Here is a 17535-nt window from a genome sequence, read left to right on the forward strand (position 1 = left end):
TCCTGGGAGAGGAGAGGAGAACGACCAGATGGAAGCGCTCGGACGGCTGTTCAACATCGCGGCAGTGGTGCCCCCGGTCGACCTGTCGGGCGGGGCGCAGACCGGCGCCCGCGTCCGGCTCCGGCAGGGCAGCGGGGTCACGTTCGTGTACGTCGCGGACGCCGGCACCGCCGGCGAGGACGTCGACCTGGACGTCCAGCAGCACAACGCGGCCTCGGCCGGCACGTCGCAGGACCTGGACGTGGTCACCCGCTGGTACTCCAAGCGGGCCACGACCCTCGACAACGACGAGGTGTGGGTCGTGCACGAGCAGGCCGCCGGGTCGGAGATCGACCTGGGCGCCGACGAGGGCGAGAACCAGGTCATCGCGGCCGTGCACGTGAACGCGGCGCAGCTGGCGGACGGGTTCGAGTGGGTGAGCGTGAACACCACCGACTCCGGCACGACCGCCGGGAAGCTCGGCGTGGTGATCGCGATCGTCCACGACCTGCACGTGCAGCGCGCCCCCGAGCTGCTCGGGTCGCAGCTGTGATCAGGGTCTGCATGGACTGCACGACGCGGTACGCGGTGGATCTGCCGCGGTGTCCGCACTGTAGGTCCGAGCGGGGCCGGGTGGACGGGGAGGCGCCGCCCGCGCCCGTCGCCGACGAGCCACCAGCCGAGGTCGAGGCCGGGGGCGCGGTGCCTCCGGGAGGAGCGGGAGAGATGCCGAAGATCAGCAAGCACGGTGGGCCGAGCGACGCCGGGAACCTCACGGCGATCGACCCCGTCCCGGCGCCGGACGCGCCGGCCGAGGAGCACGACGAGCCGCGCGACCAGCCGCCGGCCGAGCCGTCGACCGGCGAGCCCGCGGAGAAGCCGGCCGACAAGCCGGAGCGGGAGGAGGAGTCATCAGCTGGGAGCAGCTCGGAGACATCCTCCGAGAAGCCGCAGACGAAGCCCGAACCGAGCAAGGCCAGCCGCCCGAAGCGTGCCCGGACGACGGCGAGCCGCTCCGCACCGGCCACGACGGACAGCTCTTCTGCCCCTTCTGCGGGTGGCGACCAGACGGACGCTACGTCGCAGACCAGCGCAGATAGCGAGTAGGCCCGCGGCCGCGGACAACTGAACGAGCCCTGATCCTGCCCCCTGCCGGGGGCTGGCCTCAGAAAGCAGAAGGCGAAGGACACGGCGATGGGAATCAGCCGTCCCTGCTACACCAGCAGGGAGGACGTCAAGGCTGCTCTTGACGTCAAGCAGACCGCCCGCACGGACGGGCAGGTCGACCGCGCGATCGAGTCCGCCAGCGACTCGATCGACGGCGGCGTCGACCGCATCGGCGGGCTGCTCAAACGGCGGTTCTACCCCGAGCGCCGTGTCATGACCTTCGACTGGCCCGACCGCAACAGAAGCTGGTCGTGGCGGCTGTGGCTCAACCAGCACGAGATCATCTCCGTCGAGTCGATCACCTCCGGCGACCTCACGCTGAACGCCGGCGAGTACTTCCTCCGCCCCGACGACGGGCCGCCGTTCACGCACGTCGAGATCGACCTCGGCGGCCCCGGGTCCTTCCAGAGCGGCGACTCCCACCAGCGCTCCGTGGCGATCACGGGCCTGTACGGCTTCTCGTCCATCACCGCGCCGGCCGGGACGCTGACCGCCGGGGTCGACGCGGTGCAGACCAGCGTGCCGGTGAGCGACTCGGCCGCGGTCGGTGTGGGCGACGTCGTGCTGACCGGCGGCGAGCGGATGCTGGTCACCGACAAGGCCATGGTCGACACGGGCCAGGACCTCGCGGCCGATCTCGCCGTCTCCACTGCGGCGGTCGCGGTCGCCGTGAGCGATGGTGCCGCGTTCGGCGTCGGGGAGACGATCCTGCTGGACGCCGAGCGGATGCTAATCGTCGACATCGCCGGCAACACGCTGATCGTCAAGCGGGGCTGGGACGGGAGCGTGCTGGCCGCGCACACCACCGGCGCCGACGTGTACGCGCCGCGGACGCTGACGGTGACCCGCGGCGCGCTCGGCACGACCGCGGCCGCGCACTCCTCCGGCGCGGGCGTGTCCCGGCAGGTGTGGCCGGCGCTGGTGCAGGAGCTGGCGACCGCGGAGGCGCTGAACACGCTGCTGCAGCGGCAGTCGGGGTACGCGCGGACGGTCGGGTCGGGTGAGGGCGAGCGGGAGGCGACCGGCGCGGGGCTGGCCGCGATCCGGGAGCTGGCGTACGCGGCGTACGGCCGCAAGGCGCGGAAGCGGGCCGTCTGATGATCCACATTGCCGGGCAGGCCCTCGTCGTCCCCCCGGGGCACATGCGTCAGCGCTGCTCATGGTGCGGCGCTGTCCTGATCGATCAGAACCTCGAGCGCCTGGCGGTGCCGGAAGGCCAGGCGCTGACGCCTGCGCGGTGGGAGTTCGGTGCCCTGGTGGAGGTCGACGGCTCCATGTCCCGGGTCGTGCCCTACGTCGAGGGAGAGCCGCTGCCTGCGGGCGCGTGCGCGCTGGTGGATCCGGAGGTGACGGTCTGATGCCGACCGTGGCGGTGGACTTCGACGGCGTGATCCACGCGTACTCGCGCGGGTGGCAGGACGGCAGCATCTACGACGGGCCGGTCCCCGGCGCGGTGGATGCCCTCCGGCAGCTCATGGAGCAGTGCGCCGTGTTCGTGCACACGACTCGCGAGCCGGAGCAGGTCATGCCGTGGCTCGAGGGCCTCGGGCTCGACGTCACGATCGACGAGCGCTGCGGGCGCTGCCAGGGCATGGGCGGCATCTCCGCCCCGGACGACAGCGAACCGGTTCCGGGCGGCTACTTCTTCGAGGATCCCTGCCAGGGCTGCAGGGGCTCGGGCCTGCTGACGTTCTGGAACGAGCAGGGCCAGGTGCTCGTCACGAACCGGAAGTTGCCGGCGGTCGCGTATGTCGATGACCGGGGCATCCGGTTCGAGTCGTGGGGTCAGGCGCTCTCTGAGCTGGCCGCACGCGAGGGGCTGGGCCTGGGGGTGACGGGCTGATGCTGGACATCGACGTGCGCCTGCGCGGGCCGCTGCTGACCGGCGCCCCTGAGCGGGACGTGGATGCGTTCCTGGCCGACGCCCAGCAGACCGTCGCGAACCAGGCGCTGGCCGACGTCCACCAGATCCTGGACGCCTCCATCCGCAACCCGACGCCGTACTACGAGACGCAGCTGATCGTGCAGCGGCTTGAGCCGGACGTGGTCGTCCACGACCGCGGGATCGTGTACGGGCCCTGGCTCGAAGGGACCTCGTCACGCAACCGCACGACCCGCTTCAAGGGCTACGCCGCCTTCCGGCGCGCCCGAGACAGCGTCGACCGGCAGGTCCCGCAGCTGGTCGCCCACCAGCTCCGCCAGCTCCTGCAGCGGCTGGAGGACTGAGCGATGGACGTCGTCCCGATCCTCGCCGCGCTGGAGTCGCACGCCATGGCGTCCGGCCGGTTCGAGCGCGTGAACCTCCACGAGGCCAAGAGCGCGCCGGGCCCGGGGCTGACCGCGGCGCTGTGGGTCCAGAAGATCCGGCCCTGGGCGGCCGCATCTGGTCTGGACGCCACGAGCGGGGTGGTGACGTTCATGCTGCGGATCTACCAGAACATGCTGGCCGAGCCGCAGGACGCGATCGACCCGACGATCCTCTCCGCGATCGATCATCTCGCGGGCGCCTACTCCAACGACTTCACGCTGGACGGCCTGATCCGCAACGTCGACCTGCTCGGGGCGAGCGGCGAGTCGCTGTCGGCGCAGGCCGGCTACATCAGCATCGACCGGCAGCTCATGCGGGTCATGGACCTCACGATCCCTTGCATCGTCAACGACCTCTGGGAGCAGGCGCCATGATCGATCCGCCGGTGATCACCGTGACCAGCACGATCATGGACGGCACGGTCGTGCGGTGGTTCCGCAACCTGGGCGAGGCGGAGCTGCAGCAGCCCGTCCTGGCCGCGTCCCGGCACGGCGTGAGCGTCCACGCCCCGTACCTCACCGACATCGCGGACACGTGGGTCGCCGACGCCCGGCGCGCGCACGAGGAGCTGCGCCGGGACCGCCGGGCGAACATGACCGGCTGGGCGACTCACCAGCAGCGCGAGGTCACCGGGTTCCGGTCGGGGCCGCTCGAGCCGATCAAGAAGAAGGAGGGCTGACGTGGCCAAGCAGAGCGGACTCGGAGACAACTTCTACCTGGGCGGCTACGACCTGTCCGGCGACGTCGGCGCGCTCGGCCGGATCGCGGGCGGGCTGGCCGGCACGCAGGACGTGACCGGGATCAACGCGCACGCGTTCGAGCGGACGGGTCTGCGCCGCGACGGCGGCATCGACTGGACCTCGTTCTTCAACCCCGAGCGCGCCAGCGACGACCCGCCGAACACCGAGGACCGGGCGCACGCGGTGCTGTCCACGCTGCCGACGACGGACCGGACGATCACCTACTGCCGCGGCACGGCGCTGGGCTCGCCGGCGGCGTCCCTGATCGGGAAGCAGCTGTCCTACGACCCGACGATGGCGGCGGACGGGTCGCTGACGATCGCCGTGCAGTCCGTCCCGAACGGCTACGGGCTGGAGTGGGGACGGCTGCTGACGGCCGGCCCGCGGACGGACACCGCGGCAACGAACGGCCCCTCCGTGGACTTCGGGCTCGGCTCGAGCGGCACCGGGCCGTCCGAGTTCGGGCTGCAGGCGTGGCTGCACGTGTTCGCCTTCACCGGCACCGACGCCACGATCACGCTCCAGGAGTCCGGCGACAACGGCGCCGCCGACTCCTGGGCGGCGGTGACCGGGGGCGCGTTCGCGCAGGTGACGTCGGGGCCGGGCGCGCAGCGAATCCAGACCGCGCGCGACCAGACCGTGGAGCGGTACCTGCGGGTGGCCACCTCGGGAACGTTCAGCGAGCTGGTGTTCGCGGTGGTCGCCGTCCGCAACGACACCCTGGTGGAGTTCTGATGCAGAGGCAGCCGTTCAGGATCGCGCCGCAGGGGCCGGTCGGGGCCTACCAGACCTACCAGGTAGGGCAGCGGTCGGACGCACGGGTCAAGACCGCCTGCGAGGACGCAGGATGCCTCGCATGGCGGTACGGGTGGCGGTCGGAGTTCGACGAGTCCACGCCGCTCGGTGCCCAGCAGGCCCGGTACGTCCGCTACGGGTCCGGCAGGACGTTCCGTGAGCAGCGGACCGGCGCCGGGATCACGGTGTTCTCGTTCGAGCCTGGCCAGCGCTGTTTCCGCGAGCACTACACGAGCCCGGAGACCTACCTGGTCCGGCGCGGGGACTGGCGCCGCAGCCTCGGCGTGCTGCGCCAGCACGTGAACGCGGCGGACTTCGTGGAGGACTTCGGCGAGCACCAGCAGCGGCTGGTCGACCAGAGAGAAAGGGGCTGACCATGGCCAAGCAGTCAGGTATCGGGTGGACGTCGTGCGCGGTGGACGACTCCTCCGGCACCCCGCGGGAGATCAGAAACGGATGCACCAACCTGCAGTTCGCAACGCCGCGGACGGTGCAGGACGTGACCGGCCTCGACAAGAGCGCGATCGAGCGGATCCTGCTCCTCGCGGACTTCTCGATCACGCTGAACGGCGTCTTCGACCCGGCCGCCAACGCCAGTCACGACGTCTTCAAGACCGTCCCGTCCACGTCGGTGAACCGGACGACCACGCTCACGATCGCCGGGCAGACGCTCGCGAACGAGGTCCTGTACACCGACTACCCGCTGACCCGCGCGGCCGGCGGAGAGTTCACCTGGGCGGTGCCGGGCGTCCTCGCGGACGGCACGGTCCCGACCTGGGCGGCGGCCTGATGGGCTACGTACGGAGCCGGTACCTGCGGTTCGTGTTCGACGAGACCACGGACCCCGCGCTGGCGGGCCTGGAGATGCGGACCCAGCGGCTGTCGAGCGAGACGGTACTGGAGCTGGTGCAGCTCAAGGAGGCCCGCGAGGACGGCGTCACCGACCGGGACATCATCGAACGGCCGTTCGAGATTCTCGCGGATGTCCTCGTGTCCTGGAACCTGCAGGAGGAGGACGACGAGGGCAACGCCGTGGACGTGGAACCCACCCGCGACGCGCTGCTGTGCGACCTGCCCTGGGCGACCAAGCTCCTGAAGGCGTGGATGAGAGCGGTCAACGGGATCTCGAATGACCTGGGAAAAGACTCGCCCTCTGGCGAGACCTCGGTCCCCGAGCCATCGCTGCCGATGGAACCCCTCTCGCCAAGCCCCCAGAGCTCGCTCGTGCCGAGCTGATCCTCGGCCTGTGCGATCGCTTCAAGTGCCTGCCCAGCCAGGTGCTGGCCGAGGATTCCGAGCTGCTGCAGCTGCTGGAGATCGAGGCCGTGGCCCGGCCGCTGGAGGAAGAACAGTCTGACCCGTACGGAGACGCCGAGGAGGTGAGCGGATTTGGCGAATGAGATCGAGATCCGTGTCACCTCCACGAACGCCTCGAAGCCGGGGTTCGCCGACGTCACCCGGGACGCCCGGACCATGGCAGAGGGCGTTGCCCGGGAGGCGGGCCGGGCGTTCGGCTCGATGACCTCCGAGGCTCACCGGGCCGGGCAGGAGGTCTCGGAGGCGGTCGGGCGGGCGTTCAACGAGCTGACCTCGGAGGCCCGCGAGGGCGGGCAGGAGGCTGGCCGGGCGCTGACGCGCGAGCTGGAGCAGTCCCTGGACCGGACCGAGCAGGCCGCTCGGGACGCCGGGCAGGACGCGGGGAGGGCGTTCACGAGGGGCGCCACCGAGCGGATGCGCGACGCCCGCGGCCGCTTCGTGTCCGCGGGTGAGGACGCCGGCGAGGGCTTCGGGGACGGCGCGGAGGACTCGGGGCGCGGCCGGATGCGGGGGCTGGCCGGCAGCCTCGCGACGACGCTGCGCGCGGCGCCGTGGGCCGCGGCCGGCCTGGCGGTCGGCGCGCTGATCCTGGAGGGCATCCAGGGCGCGATGGAGGCCGAGACCGCGACGGCCTCCCTGCAGGCGCAGCTGGGCGAGTTCGGCGCCGAGGGCGAGCGGCTGGCCAAGTCCGCCGGCAACCTGTTCCGCGACGCCTACGGCGAGAGCCTCGGCGAGGTGAACGAGGCCATCGTCGCCGTGGTCACCTCGATCCGCGGGATGCGTGGCGCGAACGCGTCCGCGGTGGAGGACATGACCTCCAAGGCGATGGCCCTGGGCGAGGCGTTCGGGGTGGAGGTCGCCCGCGCCGTCCAGGTCGTCGGGCAGCTGGTCAAGACGAACCTGGTCAAGGACGCCGACGAGGGCATGGACCTGCTGACGGCGGCGCTTCAGCGCGTCCCGTCCGCACTGCGCGACGACCTGGTCGACGCGCTCGACGAGTACGGCCCCTTCATGGAGCAGATCGGGATCAAGGGGCAGCGCGCCTTCAACATCCTGGTCGCGGCCTCCGACAAGGGCATGTACGGCCTCGACAAGGCCGGCGACGCGTTCAAGGAGCTGACGCTCAAGATCGCTTCGGCGGCGCCGGACGTGGATGCCGCCCTCCGCGGCATCGGCATGACCCAGGCCCAGGTGCAGGACGCCTTCGCCAAGGGGGGCGAGGAGGGCCGCCGGGCGTTCGAGAAGATCGTCAAGGGCCTGTTGGCGATCAAGGATCCGGGCGCGCGGGCGGAGCAGGCCATCGCGCTGTTCGGCACGCCGCTCGAGGACCTCAACACCAAGGACATCCCCGCGTTCCTGCGCGGGCTGATCGACACCAAGGACCGGCTCGGCGACGTCGAGGGCGCCGCGGGCAAGGTCGGCGACCGGCTGCACGACACCGCCCAGACCCGGATCACCTCCTTCACCCGCACGCTCAAGGGCGAGCTGGTCGACTTCCTCGGCGGGACCGTGCTGGGCAGCCTGGAGGAGTTCACCGACGAGGCCGGCGAGGTCTTTGAGGAGTGGTTCTCCGGCAACTCCGAGATGTCGGAGGAGCTGCGGGCGACCTGGGAGAAGTTTGGCGAGACCTTCGGCGAGATCTTCGATGACATCAAGGAATGGATCGAGGAGAATCGCGACGAGTTCGAGGATTGGGGCGAGAAGCTCGCCGATATCGTGACCTACATCGCGGAAGCGGTGCAGGCCGGGCTCGATATCGTGCTCGAATTGTGGGAGAAGTTCGGCCCGACGATCTTGGAAGTCGTAGGGGTCGTAGCGGAAACTCTGATCGGCTGGTGGCGGGGCCTGTTCCGCACCCTGAAAGGCGTATACGAAACTTTCGCTGGCCTCTTCACGGGCGACTGGGAGCGCATGTGGGAGGGGATCAAGGACATAGCGGCCGGGCTCGGTGAGGCCATCTGGTCCGTGATCAAGGGCGCGTTTGGCCTGATCGTCGCTACCTTCCGGGGTACCTGGCGGCTGATCGGCGGCATCGTGAAGGGCTACCTCGACGATGTGAAGGAAATCGCGTCCAAGGCGATGAATTGGCTAAGCGGCGTTTTTGATCGCTTCTTTGATCGAGCCAAGAAGGCTTGGCGGAATGGCGTCGCTGCACTTAAGTCGATTTGGCGGGGAATTCAGTCGGCAACGCGCGACCCCGTTAAGTTCGTAGTGGACGTGGTATACAATAACGGAATTCGGAAAGTGTGGAATTTCGTAGCCGGAATCGCCGGAATGAAGCAGCTCGACCGGCTCTCATTCCAGGACGGCGGCGTAGTCGACGTCCGAAAGGGAGGCGTCGCCCCGGGCTTCTCCGCCCGCGACAACCGCCTCGGCCTGTTCCGCGACGGCGAGGGCGTGCTGGTGCCCGAAGCGGTCCAGTCGCTGGGCCCGGGGTTCATCCACGCCGCGAACAAGGCCGGCCACAGGGCGAAGGACCTCATGTTCGGCGGCGACCCGGGCACCCGCAGCGGCCGCATCCCCGGGTTCCAGTTCGGCGGGATCGTCGGCGGGATCAAGGACGCGATCGGCCGCGGCATCGACTGGGCCAAGGGCGCACCGAAGCTGCTGGTCGACAAGGGCATCACCGCGTGGGCGTCCAAGGTGCTCGAGCCGGGCAAGGGCGATCCGGGCGGCCGCGGCTGGTGGGGCAGCGCGATCGGCCGGCTGCCCCGCAAGATGATCGGCGAGTTCATCGGCTGGGTGAAGAAGAACCTGGAGGACCTGTTCCAGGGCGGCGGCGACTTCGGCAAGGCGCTCGCTTGGGCGAAGAACCAGGCTGGCAAGCCGTACGTGTGGGGCGGCGTGGGCCCGGGGGGCTACGACTGCAGCGGGTTCATGTCGGCGATCACCAACGTGATCCGCGGCGACAACCCGTACAGCCGGCTGTTCACGACCTTCTCCTTCTCCCCGAACCGTGGCACCGCGGGGTTCGTGCCCGGGGCCGCGTCCGACTTCCGGGTGGGCGTGACGAACGCGGGCGTCGGCCACATGGCGGGCACGCTGAACGGCGTCAACGTGGAGAGCCGCGGGAGCGCGGGCGTGGTTGTCGGCAGGGCGGCGCGCGGCGCGAACGATGGCCTGTTCAACATGCGGTTCGGGTACCGCGGCAAGGCCGACAACGGCGCTGTGCTCTCGCCGGGCTGGAACGAGCCGCTGTACAACGGCACCGGCACGCTCGAGGAGCTGCGGCCGGTCGACCAGCTGCCGCGCGAGCTGCACATCAACGTGTACATCGACAACCACGGCGTCATCGGGTCCCAGGTCGACGTGCAGAACATGTTCGTGCGAGTCCTGGAGGAGCTGGTCCGCCAGGGCCGCCTGGACACCATCGTGCAGCAGGCGGTGGGCTCGTGATCGCGTTCCGCGGGAAGGGCGACAACAGCACGCTGACGGCGGCCAGCCTGGCGATCACCCCGCACGCGAGCACTGTCGCCGGCGACCTCATGCTCGCGGTCGTCACCGTCCGGACCGGCAACTCGTTGGACAACGCGATCACCCCGCCGGGTGGCTGGTCGCTCATCGATGGCGGCTACGACGCCGGTACGCCCGGCGTGCGCTGCAACACCTACCGCAAGACGGCGGGCTCCTCGGAGGGGGCCGCGTCCTTCTCCTTCGGCACCAGCAACGAGGCGTGCGGGTCGATCCTGTCCTACTCGGGAGTGAACACCTCCTCCCCGGTCCACGTCTCGGCCGTGGACGTGCAGGTCGCAGGATCCACGGCCAGGTCGACGCCGAGCATCAGCGTCAGCGAGTCCGGCTGCTGGGTCGTCTCCTACTTCGCCGACCGCTCCGGCTCCACCTGGACGGGCCCGGACACCGAGCGGTCGGAGGTGCGGGTGCCGGCCACCTCGGCGAGCCAGGTGGTGTGCGACTCGGCCGCGGCGGTCGCGGCCGGGTCGGTGTCCCGCTCGGCGACGGCGTCGGCGTCGACCTCGGTCGCGGTGAACGGGATCATCGCGCTTCGGCCGGCTGCTGCTCCCGGTGCGGTTCCGCCGCCGCCCGGCCTTCCCCGATCGCTCCGAACCCTGCTGACGAGGTAGCCCATGCTGTATTCCGCGCAGTTCAACGAGGTCTCGGTCTCGGCCGAGCAGGATCTGTTCGAGCTGGTCGCGCCGAGCGACGCGGTCGTGGTCGTGCATCAGATCGTGTTGTCGCAGCGTTCGGACGTCGGGGACGCGCAGGAGGAGGGCCTGAACATCCTCCTGCGGCGGGGCGCGACGACGTCGGGGAGCGGCGGGTCGAGCGCGACGCCGGCGTCGCTGCAGGCCGGGTCGTCGCTGGCGGGCAGCACGGTGGAGGTCAACAACACCACCAAGGCGCAGGACGGCACGATCGCGACGCTGCACGCGGAGGCGTGGAACGTCCGGTCGCCGTTCATTTGGCTGCCGCCGCCGGAGCTGCGGATCTACCTGTCCCCGGGGCAGCGGCTCACGGTCGAGCTGGACACCGTCCCCAACGACGCGATCGTCGCCAACGGCGTCATCTACTTCGAGGAGCTGGGCGGCTGACCATGGCCCGTTTCTCCTCGCCGTCGCGCAGCTCCCGCCGTGGGGTGTACCGGGAGCCGTCCCGGCTGGCCTACCAGCAGCGGCAGCGGCGCCCCCAGGTCCGCACCTGGACGCGTCCCGTGCAGGGCGTGGTGTGGACGGTGGAGGTCGACTGGGACGGCGACGGGTTCGGGACCACCCCCGAGGACGACATCACCGCCGATTTCCTGCACCGCGCCAGCCCTACCTTCGAGTTCGGTCGGGACCAGGAGCGCTCGCTGTCGCCGATGACGTCCGGCCGCGGGAACGGCGAGATCGACAACCGCTCCCGCCGGTACTCCCCCGACAACGTCGACTCGCCGCTGCACGACAGGATCCTCCCGGCGCGCCCGTTCCGGTTCCAGGGCAGGTTGAACGGCGTCAACTTCACGATCTTCCGCGGCCAATTCGACGACTACAAGCTGCGCGTTCGGCAGGACCAGCGCAGCGTGCAGATGTCCGTGCTGGACCCGATCGCGATGCTCAAGGGCACCAGCATCTCCACGCGGCTGTACAGCGGCATCCGGACGGGCGAGGCCATCGGGTACGTCCTGGACGCGCTCGGTGTCCCCGAGGACGCGCGGGACCTCGACCCTGGCGCCACGGTGATCCGCTGGTGGTGGGAGCACGATCGGGACGCGTTCAGCGCGATCTCGGACCTGATCGAGTCGGAGGGGCCCGGCGCGACGCTCCACGCAGACGAGGCCGGCCGGTACGTCTTCCGCGACCGCCACCACCGGCTCCTGAACGAGGCGTCGACGCTGCCGCAGGCGTTCTTCGAGCCGGGCACCGACCTCACCCCGGAGGACATGGAGCTGGACCTGGGGTGGCGCGACATCATCAACGCGATCTCGATCAAGGTCGAAGAGCGCGAGCCGGCCAAGAACGTCGAGGTGGTGTGGGAGTCCGAGGACGCCCGCTCGATCGGCTCCGGCGAGACGATCGAGCTGACCGTCGAGCTCAACGATCCGCTGTGGGATCCCGTGCCCGGCTACAACTACCCGACGCTGGACTACGTCCTGGTGGCCGGCGAGTACCCGGTGCCGGAGATCGTGCAGATGTCTGCCCAGTCGTACAAGATCACCTTTTCGGGGCTCTTCGGCGCGGGCGTGATCTCGAACATTCAGATGTTCGGGCAGCCGGTCGAGGTCGCGCGGTCCTTCCAGGTCGAGTTGGCCGACCAGGCGTCCATCGACAAGTACGGGCACCGCGACCCCGTCCAGCACAAGGCGCCGTGGGCGGGCGTCCACGACGCGCAGGCCATCGCGGAGCTGGTGCTGGGCGCGCGGGCCGAGCGGCTCCCGACCGCGACGATCACGCTGATCTCCGGGACGCGGGAGTCCTCGCCGCTGCTGCTGCAGCAGCTGAGCCGGAACCTGTCGGACCGCGTCCACATCCGCGAGCCCGAGAGCTGTGTGGACTACGGCTTCTACCTCCAGCGGATCAAGCAGCGCATCTCCGATGGCGGAATGTTGCTGACCACCGATTTCACGCTGGAGAAGGCAGCGACGCAGGCCGCGAACGTCTTCCGGTTCGACGATGCCGATCACGGGTTCGACCGCGGTGTGTTCGCCGCGACCGGTCTGGATGACCCACAGACCCTGTTCATCTTTGATCGGGCCGGCCGCGGTTTCGGCGACGGTCTGTTCGCGAGTTAGGAGGCGACGATGGGAGAGCTGGAGCTGTACGCGCCGCAGCTGGTAGAGCGGGCGCGGCGCGAGCTGGCTCGTCAGCAGGCCGCCGAGCTGGTCGCGGTGGGCCAGCAGGCCGCGCTGGAGTTGATCGCGCAGGGTCGCGTGTCGCTGACGATGGTGGAGCCCACGAACTTCGTGGCCGCGCGAGTGCAGGCGGGCGAGTGGATCGCGGACTGCCCCGCGCCGGACTGCCAGAACGCGGAGTTTGTGTCGGAGAAGGACCCGCGCCGGCGCGGAGTGGCGGGCTCACGTTGGCTGCCTTTCCTCGAGTTCGTCTGCACGGTGTGCGGTGCCCGGTGCCCGATCCAGTGGCCGGCCGATGCCGAGGAGATCATTGCGGTGTTGGATAGGCGACCGAATCCGATGACGAGGAATTGGTGGCCGGCGGGCGCGAAGCTGGCGGTTTTGACGGGGACACCGACTGGTCAGACGGTGGCGGATCTGCTGGCCGAGAACGCAGAACACGGGGTGCGGTAATGGCGTGGAGTTCGCCGATGACGGCGGTGGCGGGCGCCGCTTACACCGCCGCGCAATACAACCAGAACACCCGCGACAATCTCATGGAGACGGGGCCGGCCAAGGCGACCGCGGCAGGGCGGCTGCTGGTGACCGGCGGCGCCAACTCCTTGGTCGAGCGGGAGATCACGCAGCAGAACGTGGCGACGTCGCAGACCACGGGCAGCACGTCGTTCACCGACCTGACCACGGTGGGCCCGGTATCGACCGCTGCGACCGGGCCGATAGCGCTGGTCTGGTTCGCGGCGCAGATGTCCAACTCGGGTGCGACCGCGGTGACGCAGTGCGCGGTGGACGTCTCGGGCGCCACCACCCGCGCGCCGGAGACCACCGCGGACCTGTACATCGACGGTCTGGGCGCCAATCAGGCCATTCGCGCGAGCACAGTGCATCTGTTCTCCGGCCTCACCCCGGGGACGCAGTCCTTCAAATTGCAATACAGGGTTGGGTCGGGGACGGGCACTTTCTATGACCGCTCAGTCGGCGTTATGGCGCTCTAGAAAGGAAGGCACAATGCAGCTGACCACGGATCCGTTCTACTTCTCGTACCGTTTCGACCGCACGCCCACCGACGATGGCCGGGAACTCGAGGTCAGCGCGGCATACCCGAACCCGGACGGGTGGCTGACGATCCCGTGGAACAACCACGTCACCAGGCCCGTGGATCCGGCCGCGCCGGCGCCCACGGTGGGCGGGTGGACGCTGCTGCACGGGCCGGCGGTCTTCCAGATCACCGCGGAGATCGGGCTGATGGACCCGACGCCGCTGGCCTCGGCGCACATCGGCCTGGCCGACGTCGACCAGGACGGCCAGGTCGTCGCCGGCCGCAACGCCTGGGAGTGGGAGATCGCAGAGAAGGAGGGCAACACCGCCCACCTGAACGGGACCTGGTGCGGGAACCTCGCGGCCGGCCGGCGGCTGTGGCTGCGCTGCGACTACTGGCACGCCCCGGCGCCGGCGCTGATGTACAGGGCGAACGTGACCGGGATCTACTGGCGGCCGCCGGCGCCGCCGCAGGAGTGAGCATGGCCGACATCGACAAGGACCCTGCGGTGATGAGCGCGCAGGGGCACACGGAGCCGATCGAGTCCTACCAGGGCGGGCAGGCGCTGCAGGCCGGGCTGGTGGTGACGGTCGGGCCGGACTCCGAGACGTGGACGGTGGTGCGCGTCGACCCGCTGGACGGCGTGTTCCATCTCCGGCGGGCCTGAGAGGAGGTCCGTTGCCCGATGCCAACATGCCCGATGCCAACGGCCCAACGAACGGTGAGCTGTACCGCAACGTCAAGGAACTCAAGCAGGACCTGCGCGAGCGCGACGCGGCCAAGGACAAGCGCATCGACACGCTGTCCAGCGACCTGTCCCAGCGGATGGACCGCAAGGTCTCGACGGAGCTGTTCAACGCGCACCTGGAGTCCGACAAGCGCGAGAAGGACGAGCTGCGCGAGGAGGACAGCGACCTTCGTGAGCAGCTGCGGCGGTGGCAGGAGCGCAGTGCGGCTGATCGGCGGTTGGCGGTGATCGCGCTGTTCACGGCCGTGGCGGCGCCGCTGCTGACCTCGTACCTGCGCTCGAAGGGGGCCGCCCCGTGAAGGATCGGGAGCCGCTGGCCGGGCCGAGTTCGCGGCGCGTGATCGGTCAGGCGCTTATGGCCGCGGTCGTGCTGTCGCTGGTGCTGGGGCTGCTGTCGTGGATGCAGTGGCGGCAGCAGGACCAGATCGATGTGCTGTCGGGGCAGGTGCGGGAGCTGGGCGGGGTGCCGCTGGTGTCTCCGGCGCCGTCCCGCCCGGGCACGTCTCCGCGGCCTGGCCCGTCCGGGCCTTCGGGCGCGGCTGGGCGGGACGGCCGGGACGGGCGGACGCCGTCGACTGCTCAGGTCTCGGCGGCGGTCGCGCGGTATCTGCGCGAGCATCCGCCGCCGCGCGGCCGCGCGCCGACGATGGCGGAGATCATCACCGCGGTGACCGGGTACCTGCGCGCGAACCCGCCGCCGGCCGGGCCGTCCGGCCCGCCGGGTGAGGACGGCGAGGACGGCGCCCCGGGCCGGGACGGGCGGGACGGGCCGCCGCCTTCGGAGGAACAGGTGCGCGCGGTGGTGCAGGCGTACCTGGAGTCCAACCCGCTCAACTGCCCGACCGGCTCGAGCATGGGCCGGTTGAGCGTGGTCACCACGGGCGGCACGCGGGAGATCGTCGTGTGCGTGGAGGAGGGAGCAGCATGAAGTTTCAGGACCGCGGCACGTTCGGGTGGGGCGAGTCCGGGGGCGCCTACGCGACCCCGCGCTCGGGGATCGTGATCCACTACGACAGCGCCAACCAGGGCCTGGCGGGCAAGTCGCACGAGGCGTGCGTCTCGTACTGGAAGCGCACGCGGCAGTTCCACATGAACACCCGCGGGTGGCTGGACATCGGCTACACGGCCGCAGCGTGCGTGCACGGATATGTGATGGAGGGCCGCGGCCTCAACAAGGAGCAGGCGGCGCAGCCGGGCGGCAACGCCAGCTGGTACTCGATCACCTTGATGAGCGGTCCGGACGAGGATCCCACGGACGCGCAGATCCAGGCGGTGCGGGAGTTCCGCGCGTGGCTGATGGACGAGCACGGCGTCGACGGCGCCGTGCGGGGGCACCGCGACTTCATCTCCACCAGCTGCCCGGGCGACCGGCTGTACCGGCTGGTCCAGGACGGAACCTTCGGCCAGGCGCCGAGCGAGGAGGACGACGACATGCCCGACTACATCAGCGTCTCCACCAGCCAGGAGAAGGAGCTCCCGGCGGGCGAGTGGGTCACGCTGGACTTCGACAACGAGCACAGCGACGCGGCGCACCATCACTGGGACCGGGGAGGGCCCTCGGTGATCGAGGGCCCGGCCCGCTACGCGCTGACCGCCAATCTCAAGATCGAGGGCTTGGAGCCGGGCACCGAGCTGCAGGCGCGCGCGATCGAGCGGGACGACGACAGCGGCGACGTCGAGGGCGGCCCGATCGCGGAGTACGTCGCGAGCGGCGGCGCGACGTTCGTGCACTACCCGGTGCCGGCCGCGGCGGTCGGCAAGGGCGCGCGGGTGCGGGTGCAGGTGATCCAGTACGGCGAGGTGGCTGGCCGGGTCGTGTCCGCATCGGTGAAGGCGCTGGCCTGGCGTACGTGACCTGGCGATTCGCGAATCGCGAATCGTGAACTTCCTGTTTCGCGACCTGAAATGAGGAGACACGTGAACCAGCAGCCCACCCTCGGCCGCATCGTCCACTACCGCGGCAAGGAGGGCCTGCACGCCCTGCGCGCGGCCATCGTCACCGCCGACGTCCGCACCCTCGATCCGCGCGGCGTAGAGGCCGGGACCGTCCCTCCGCTCGACAGCGAGTACCACGTCCACCTCTGGGTCTTCACCCCCGGCGAGGCAGGCGGCTTCCCGGAGTTCAACGTGCCAAGCGGGGAGCCCCACGAGCACCAGTCCGGCCAGGAGCTCCCGCCGGGCACCTGGGGCTGGCCGCCCCGAGTCTGACGCGCTCCGGGATCCTCCCGGGGCTTTTCAGCGTGAAGGAGCAAGTCATGCAGGTGCCGAAGATCCTGAACCCGAAGCTGGAGCCAGCCGCGATCGGTGCGGCCGCGGCCGCGGTGTACGCCGCGGTGGCGATGGTCGTGCGGTGGCGATCCGGCGGCGGCGTGCTCGAGCAGGACGTCATCGTGGCCGCGGTCGTCGCGGTGTACGGGCTGTACGTGCGGGCGAAGGCGACGCCGGTCGCGGACCCGCACGACAAGGCGGGTCGGCCGCTCACGCCCGATGAGCCGACGCCCGGGAACCGGCTGGCCGGCTGACCGGGGCCGGCCGTAGGCTGGGGGCCTCTGAACGGGTCCCTGGCGACCTGGCGTCGGCTTCTGCGGAGGTCGACCTCTCCCACACGGGAACGGCCCGCTCTACCGCTGAGGCGGAGGGCGGGCCGTTCTCGTGCGCGGCAGGCTGCTCATGCCAGCCATGTGAGCGCGGCCGCGTTGATGAGCAGGTGCATGGTGTTGTCGATGACGATCCGCATCATGTGCGCGATGCCGGGCGGCGTGCCCGGTCCGGAGCCGAGATTGGCGGTGATGGCGGAACGGTCCGGACGCTGGCCGGGCGGCGCCATCTGCTCGGTGGCCCACCGCACGTACCGCGCGAGCTGGTAGCGGTCGATCACGATGTGTGTCACGCAGATGACCGCCAGCGCCGCCGGCGAGAGGGTGAGCACCAGGAACGGGAGCGTGTAGGTGACGCCGTGCACGGTCGCCGGCCACCACCGTGTCTTCTTGCGCTCCGCCATCCAGCCGGATTGCAGGACGTAGTCGCCCACCAGGTGCGCGAGGATGATTTCGCCGATCACGTGGAGCCTCCTGGCTGACGCGGCGGGGTTTGTCCAGGTAGCCTGGTTGATGTCTCGGTAGACCAGTTTCCGGCGCGGTAGAGAAGCGGGGGGGGGGC

Annotated in this window: 27 protein-coding genes; 26 read left to right on the plus strand and 1 reads right to left on the minus strand. The window is 70.3% G+C overall.

Going from position 1 to position 17535, the window contains the following annotated elements:
* Positions 1 to 28: 28 nt before the first annotated feature.
* The 26 genes from ACA361_RS02400 (at position 29) to ACA361_RS02525 (ending at position 16898) form a co-directional block, all read left to right on the plus strand.
* Entirely contained in the window at positions 29 to 532 is a 504-nt protein-coding gene (locus tag ACA361_RS02400) for a hypothetical protein (RefSeq protein ID WP_375010093.1), read from the plus strand.
* Between the two features lie 173 nt (positions 533 to 705).
* A complete protein-coding gene (locus ACA361_RS02405; protein ID WP_375010094.1) occupies positions 706 to 1086 on the plus strand; it encodes a hypothetical protein in 381 nt (126 codons plus the stop codon).
* An 87-nt stretch (positions 1087 to 1173) separates the two neighbouring features.
* Positions 1174 to 2244, plus strand: a complete 1071-nt coding sequence (locus ACA361_RS02410; RefSeq protein ID WP_375010095.1) for a hypothetical protein — start codon at positions 1174 to 1176, stop codon at positions 2242 to 2244.
* Positions 2244 to 2504, plus strand: a complete 261-nt coding sequence (locus ACA361_RS02415; RefSeq protein ID WP_375010096.1) for a hypothetical protein — start codon at positions 2244 to 2246, stop codon at positions 2502 to 2504. The genes ACA361_RS02410 and ACA361_RS02415 overlap by 1 nt, the downstream gene beginning before the upstream one ends.
* Positions 2504 to 2989 (plus strand): hypothetical protein, encoded by a 486-nt coding sequence (locus tag ACA361_RS02420; protein ID WP_375010097.1) that lies wholly within the window; start codon positions 2504 to 2506, stop codon positions 2987 to 2989. Before ACA361_RS02415 ends, ACA361_RS02420 begins: the two co-directional genes overlap by 1 nt.
* The gene (locus tag ACA361_RS02425) at positions 2989 to 3372 is read left to right on the plus strand and encodes a hypothetical protein (protein WP_375010098.1); all 384 of its coding nucleotides are present in this window, start codon (positions 2989 to 2991) and stop codon (positions 3370 to 3372) included. The genes ACA361_RS02420 and ACA361_RS02425 overlap by 1 nt, the downstream gene beginning before the upstream one ends.
* A 3-nt stretch (positions 3373 to 3375) precedes the next feature.
* Complete coding sequence (locus ACA361_RS02430; protein ID WP_375010099.1) at positions 3376 to 3828, plus strand: hypothetical protein; 453 nt, start codon at positions 3376 to 3378, stop codon at positions 3826 to 3828.
* Positions 3825 to 4133 (plus strand): hypothetical protein, encoded by a 309-nt coding sequence (locus ACA361_RS02435; RefSeq protein ID WP_375010100.1) that lies wholly within the window; start codon positions 3825 to 3827, stop codon positions 4131 to 4133. The genes ACA361_RS02430 and ACA361_RS02435 overlap by 4 nt, the downstream gene beginning before the upstream one ends.
* A gap of 1 nt (position 4134) precedes the next feature.
* Positions 4135 to 4929 (plus strand): hypothetical protein, encoded by a 795-nt coding sequence (locus ACA361_RS02440; RefSeq protein WP_375010101.1) that lies wholly within the window; start codon positions 4135 to 4137, stop codon positions 4927 to 4929.
* Complete coding sequence (locus ACA361_RS02445) at positions 4929 to 5363, plus strand: hypothetical protein (protein ID WP_375010102.1); 435 nt, start codon at positions 4929 to 4931, stop codon at positions 5361 to 5363. The genes ACA361_RS02440 and ACA361_RS02445 overlap by 1 nt, the downstream gene beginning before the upstream one ends.
* Before the next feature lie 2 nt (positions 5364 to 5365).
* Positions 5366 to 5779, plus strand: coding sequence for a hypothetical protein (locus tag ACA361_RS02450; RefSeq protein ID WP_375010103.1), 414 nt, complete (start codon positions 5366 to 5368; stop codon positions 5777 to 5779).
* A complete protein-coding gene (locus ACA361_RS02455; protein WP_375010104.1) occupies positions 5779 to 6225 on the plus strand; it encodes a hypothetical protein in 447 nt (148 codons plus the stop codon). The genes ACA361_RS02450 and ACA361_RS02455 overlap by 1 nt, the downstream gene beginning before the upstream one ends.
* A 41-nt stretch (positions 6226 to 6266) precedes the next feature.
* A complete protein-coding gene (locus ACA361_RS02460) occupies positions 6267 to 6389 on the plus strand; it encodes a hypothetical protein (protein ID WP_375010105.1) in 123 nt (40 codons plus the stop codon).
* Positions 6379 to 9702, plus strand: coding sequence for a phage tail tape measure protein (locus ACA361_RS02465; protein ID WP_375010106.1), 3324 nt, complete (start codon positions 6379 to 6381; stop codon positions 9700 to 9702). The genes ACA361_RS02460 and ACA361_RS02465 overlap by 11 nt, the downstream gene beginning before the upstream one ends.
* The gene (locus ACA361_RS02470) at positions 9699 to 10388 is read left to right on the plus strand and encodes a hypothetical protein (protein ID WP_375010107.1); all 690 of its coding nucleotides are present in this window, start codon (positions 9699 to 9701) and stop codon (positions 10386 to 10388) included. The genes ACA361_RS02465 and ACA361_RS02470 overlap by 4 nt, the downstream gene beginning before the upstream one ends.
* A gap of 3 nt (positions 10389 to 10391) precedes the next feature.
* On the plus strand, positions 10392 to 10856 hold the full coding sequence (locus tag ACA361_RS02475) for a hypothetical protein (RefSeq protein WP_375010108.1): 465 nt from the start codon (positions 10392 to 10394) through the stop codon (positions 10854 to 10856).
* A gap of 2 nt (positions 10857 to 10858) precedes the next feature.
* The gene (locus ACA361_RS02480) at positions 10859 to 12532 is read left to right on the plus strand and encodes a hypothetical protein (protein WP_375010109.1); all 1674 of its coding nucleotides are present in this window, start codon (positions 10859 to 10861) and stop codon (positions 12530 to 12532) included.
* 9 nt (positions 12533 to 12541) lie between these two features.
* Positions 12542 to 13045: a hypothetical protein gene (locus ACA361_RS02485; protein ID WP_375010110.1), complete on the plus strand. Its 504-nt coding sequence runs from the start codon at positions 12542 to 12544 to the stop codon at positions 13043 to 13045.
* A 17-nt stretch (positions 13046 to 13062) separates the two neighbouring features.
* Positions 13063 to 13584 (plus strand): hypothetical protein, encoded by a 522-nt coding sequence (locus ACA361_RS02490; protein WP_375010111.1) that lies wholly within the window; start codon positions 13063 to 13065, stop codon positions 13582 to 13584.
* A 13-nt stretch (positions 13585 to 13597) separates the two neighbouring features.
* Positions 13598 to 14107, plus strand: coding sequence for a hypothetical protein (locus ACA361_RS02495; RefSeq protein WP_375010112.1), 510 nt, complete (start codon positions 13598 to 13600; stop codon positions 14105 to 14107).
* A 2-nt stretch (positions 14108 to 14109) separates the two neighbouring features.
* Positions 14110 to 14295 carry a hypothetical protein gene (locus ACA361_RS02500; protein WP_375010113.1) on the plus strand — a complete coding sequence of 62 codons (186 nt, stop codon included), beginning with the start codon at positions 14110 to 14112 and terminating at the stop codon, positions 14293 to 14295.
* A gap of 11 nt (positions 14296 to 14306) precedes the next feature.
* On the plus strand, positions 14307 to 14675 hold the full coding sequence (locus tag ACA361_RS02505) for a hypothetical protein (protein ID WP_375010114.1): 369 nt from the start codon (positions 14307 to 14309) through the stop codon (positions 14673 to 14675).
* Positions 14672 to 15304, plus strand: coding sequence for a hypothetical protein (locus tag ACA361_RS02510; RefSeq protein WP_375010115.1), 633 nt, complete (start codon positions 14672 to 14674; stop codon positions 15302 to 15304). Before ACA361_RS02505 ends, ACA361_RS02510 begins: the two co-directional genes overlap by 4 nt.
* Positions 15301 to 16230: a peptidoglycan recognition family protein gene (locus tag ACA361_RS02515; RefSeq protein WP_375010116.1), complete on the plus strand. Its 930-nt coding sequence runs from the start codon at positions 15301 to 15303 to the stop codon at positions 16228 to 16230. The genes ACA361_RS02510 and ACA361_RS02515 overlap by 4 nt, the downstream gene beginning before the upstream one ends.
* 63 nt (positions 16231 to 16293) lie before the next feature.
* The gene (locus tag ACA361_RS02520) at positions 16294 to 16584 is read left to right on the plus strand and encodes a hypothetical protein (protein ID WP_375010117.1); all 291 of its coding nucleotides are present in this window, start codon (positions 16294 to 16296) and stop codon (positions 16582 to 16584) included.
* Positions 16585 to 16631: 47 nt separating this feature from the next.
* Entirely contained in the window at positions 16632 to 16898 is a 267-nt protein-coding gene (locus tag ACA361_RS02525; protein WP_375010118.1) for a hypothetical protein, read from the plus strand.
* A gap of 146 nt (positions 16899 to 17044) precedes the next feature.
* Here ACA361_RS02525 and ACA361_RS02530 read toward each other — a convergent pair whose 3' ends face one another.
* Positions 17045 to 17437, minus strand: coding sequence for a DUF3307 domain-containing protein (locus ACA361_RS02530; RefSeq protein ID WP_375010119.1), 393 nt, complete (start codon positions 17435 to 17437; stop codon positions 17045 to 17047).
* Positions 17438 to 17535 lie beyond the last annotated feature (98 nt).

This window comes from Actinomadura sp. 21ATH, assembly GCF_041951345.1.
Lineage (GTDB): Bacteria > Actinomycetota > Actinomycetes > Streptosporangiales > Streptosporangiaceae > Spirillospora.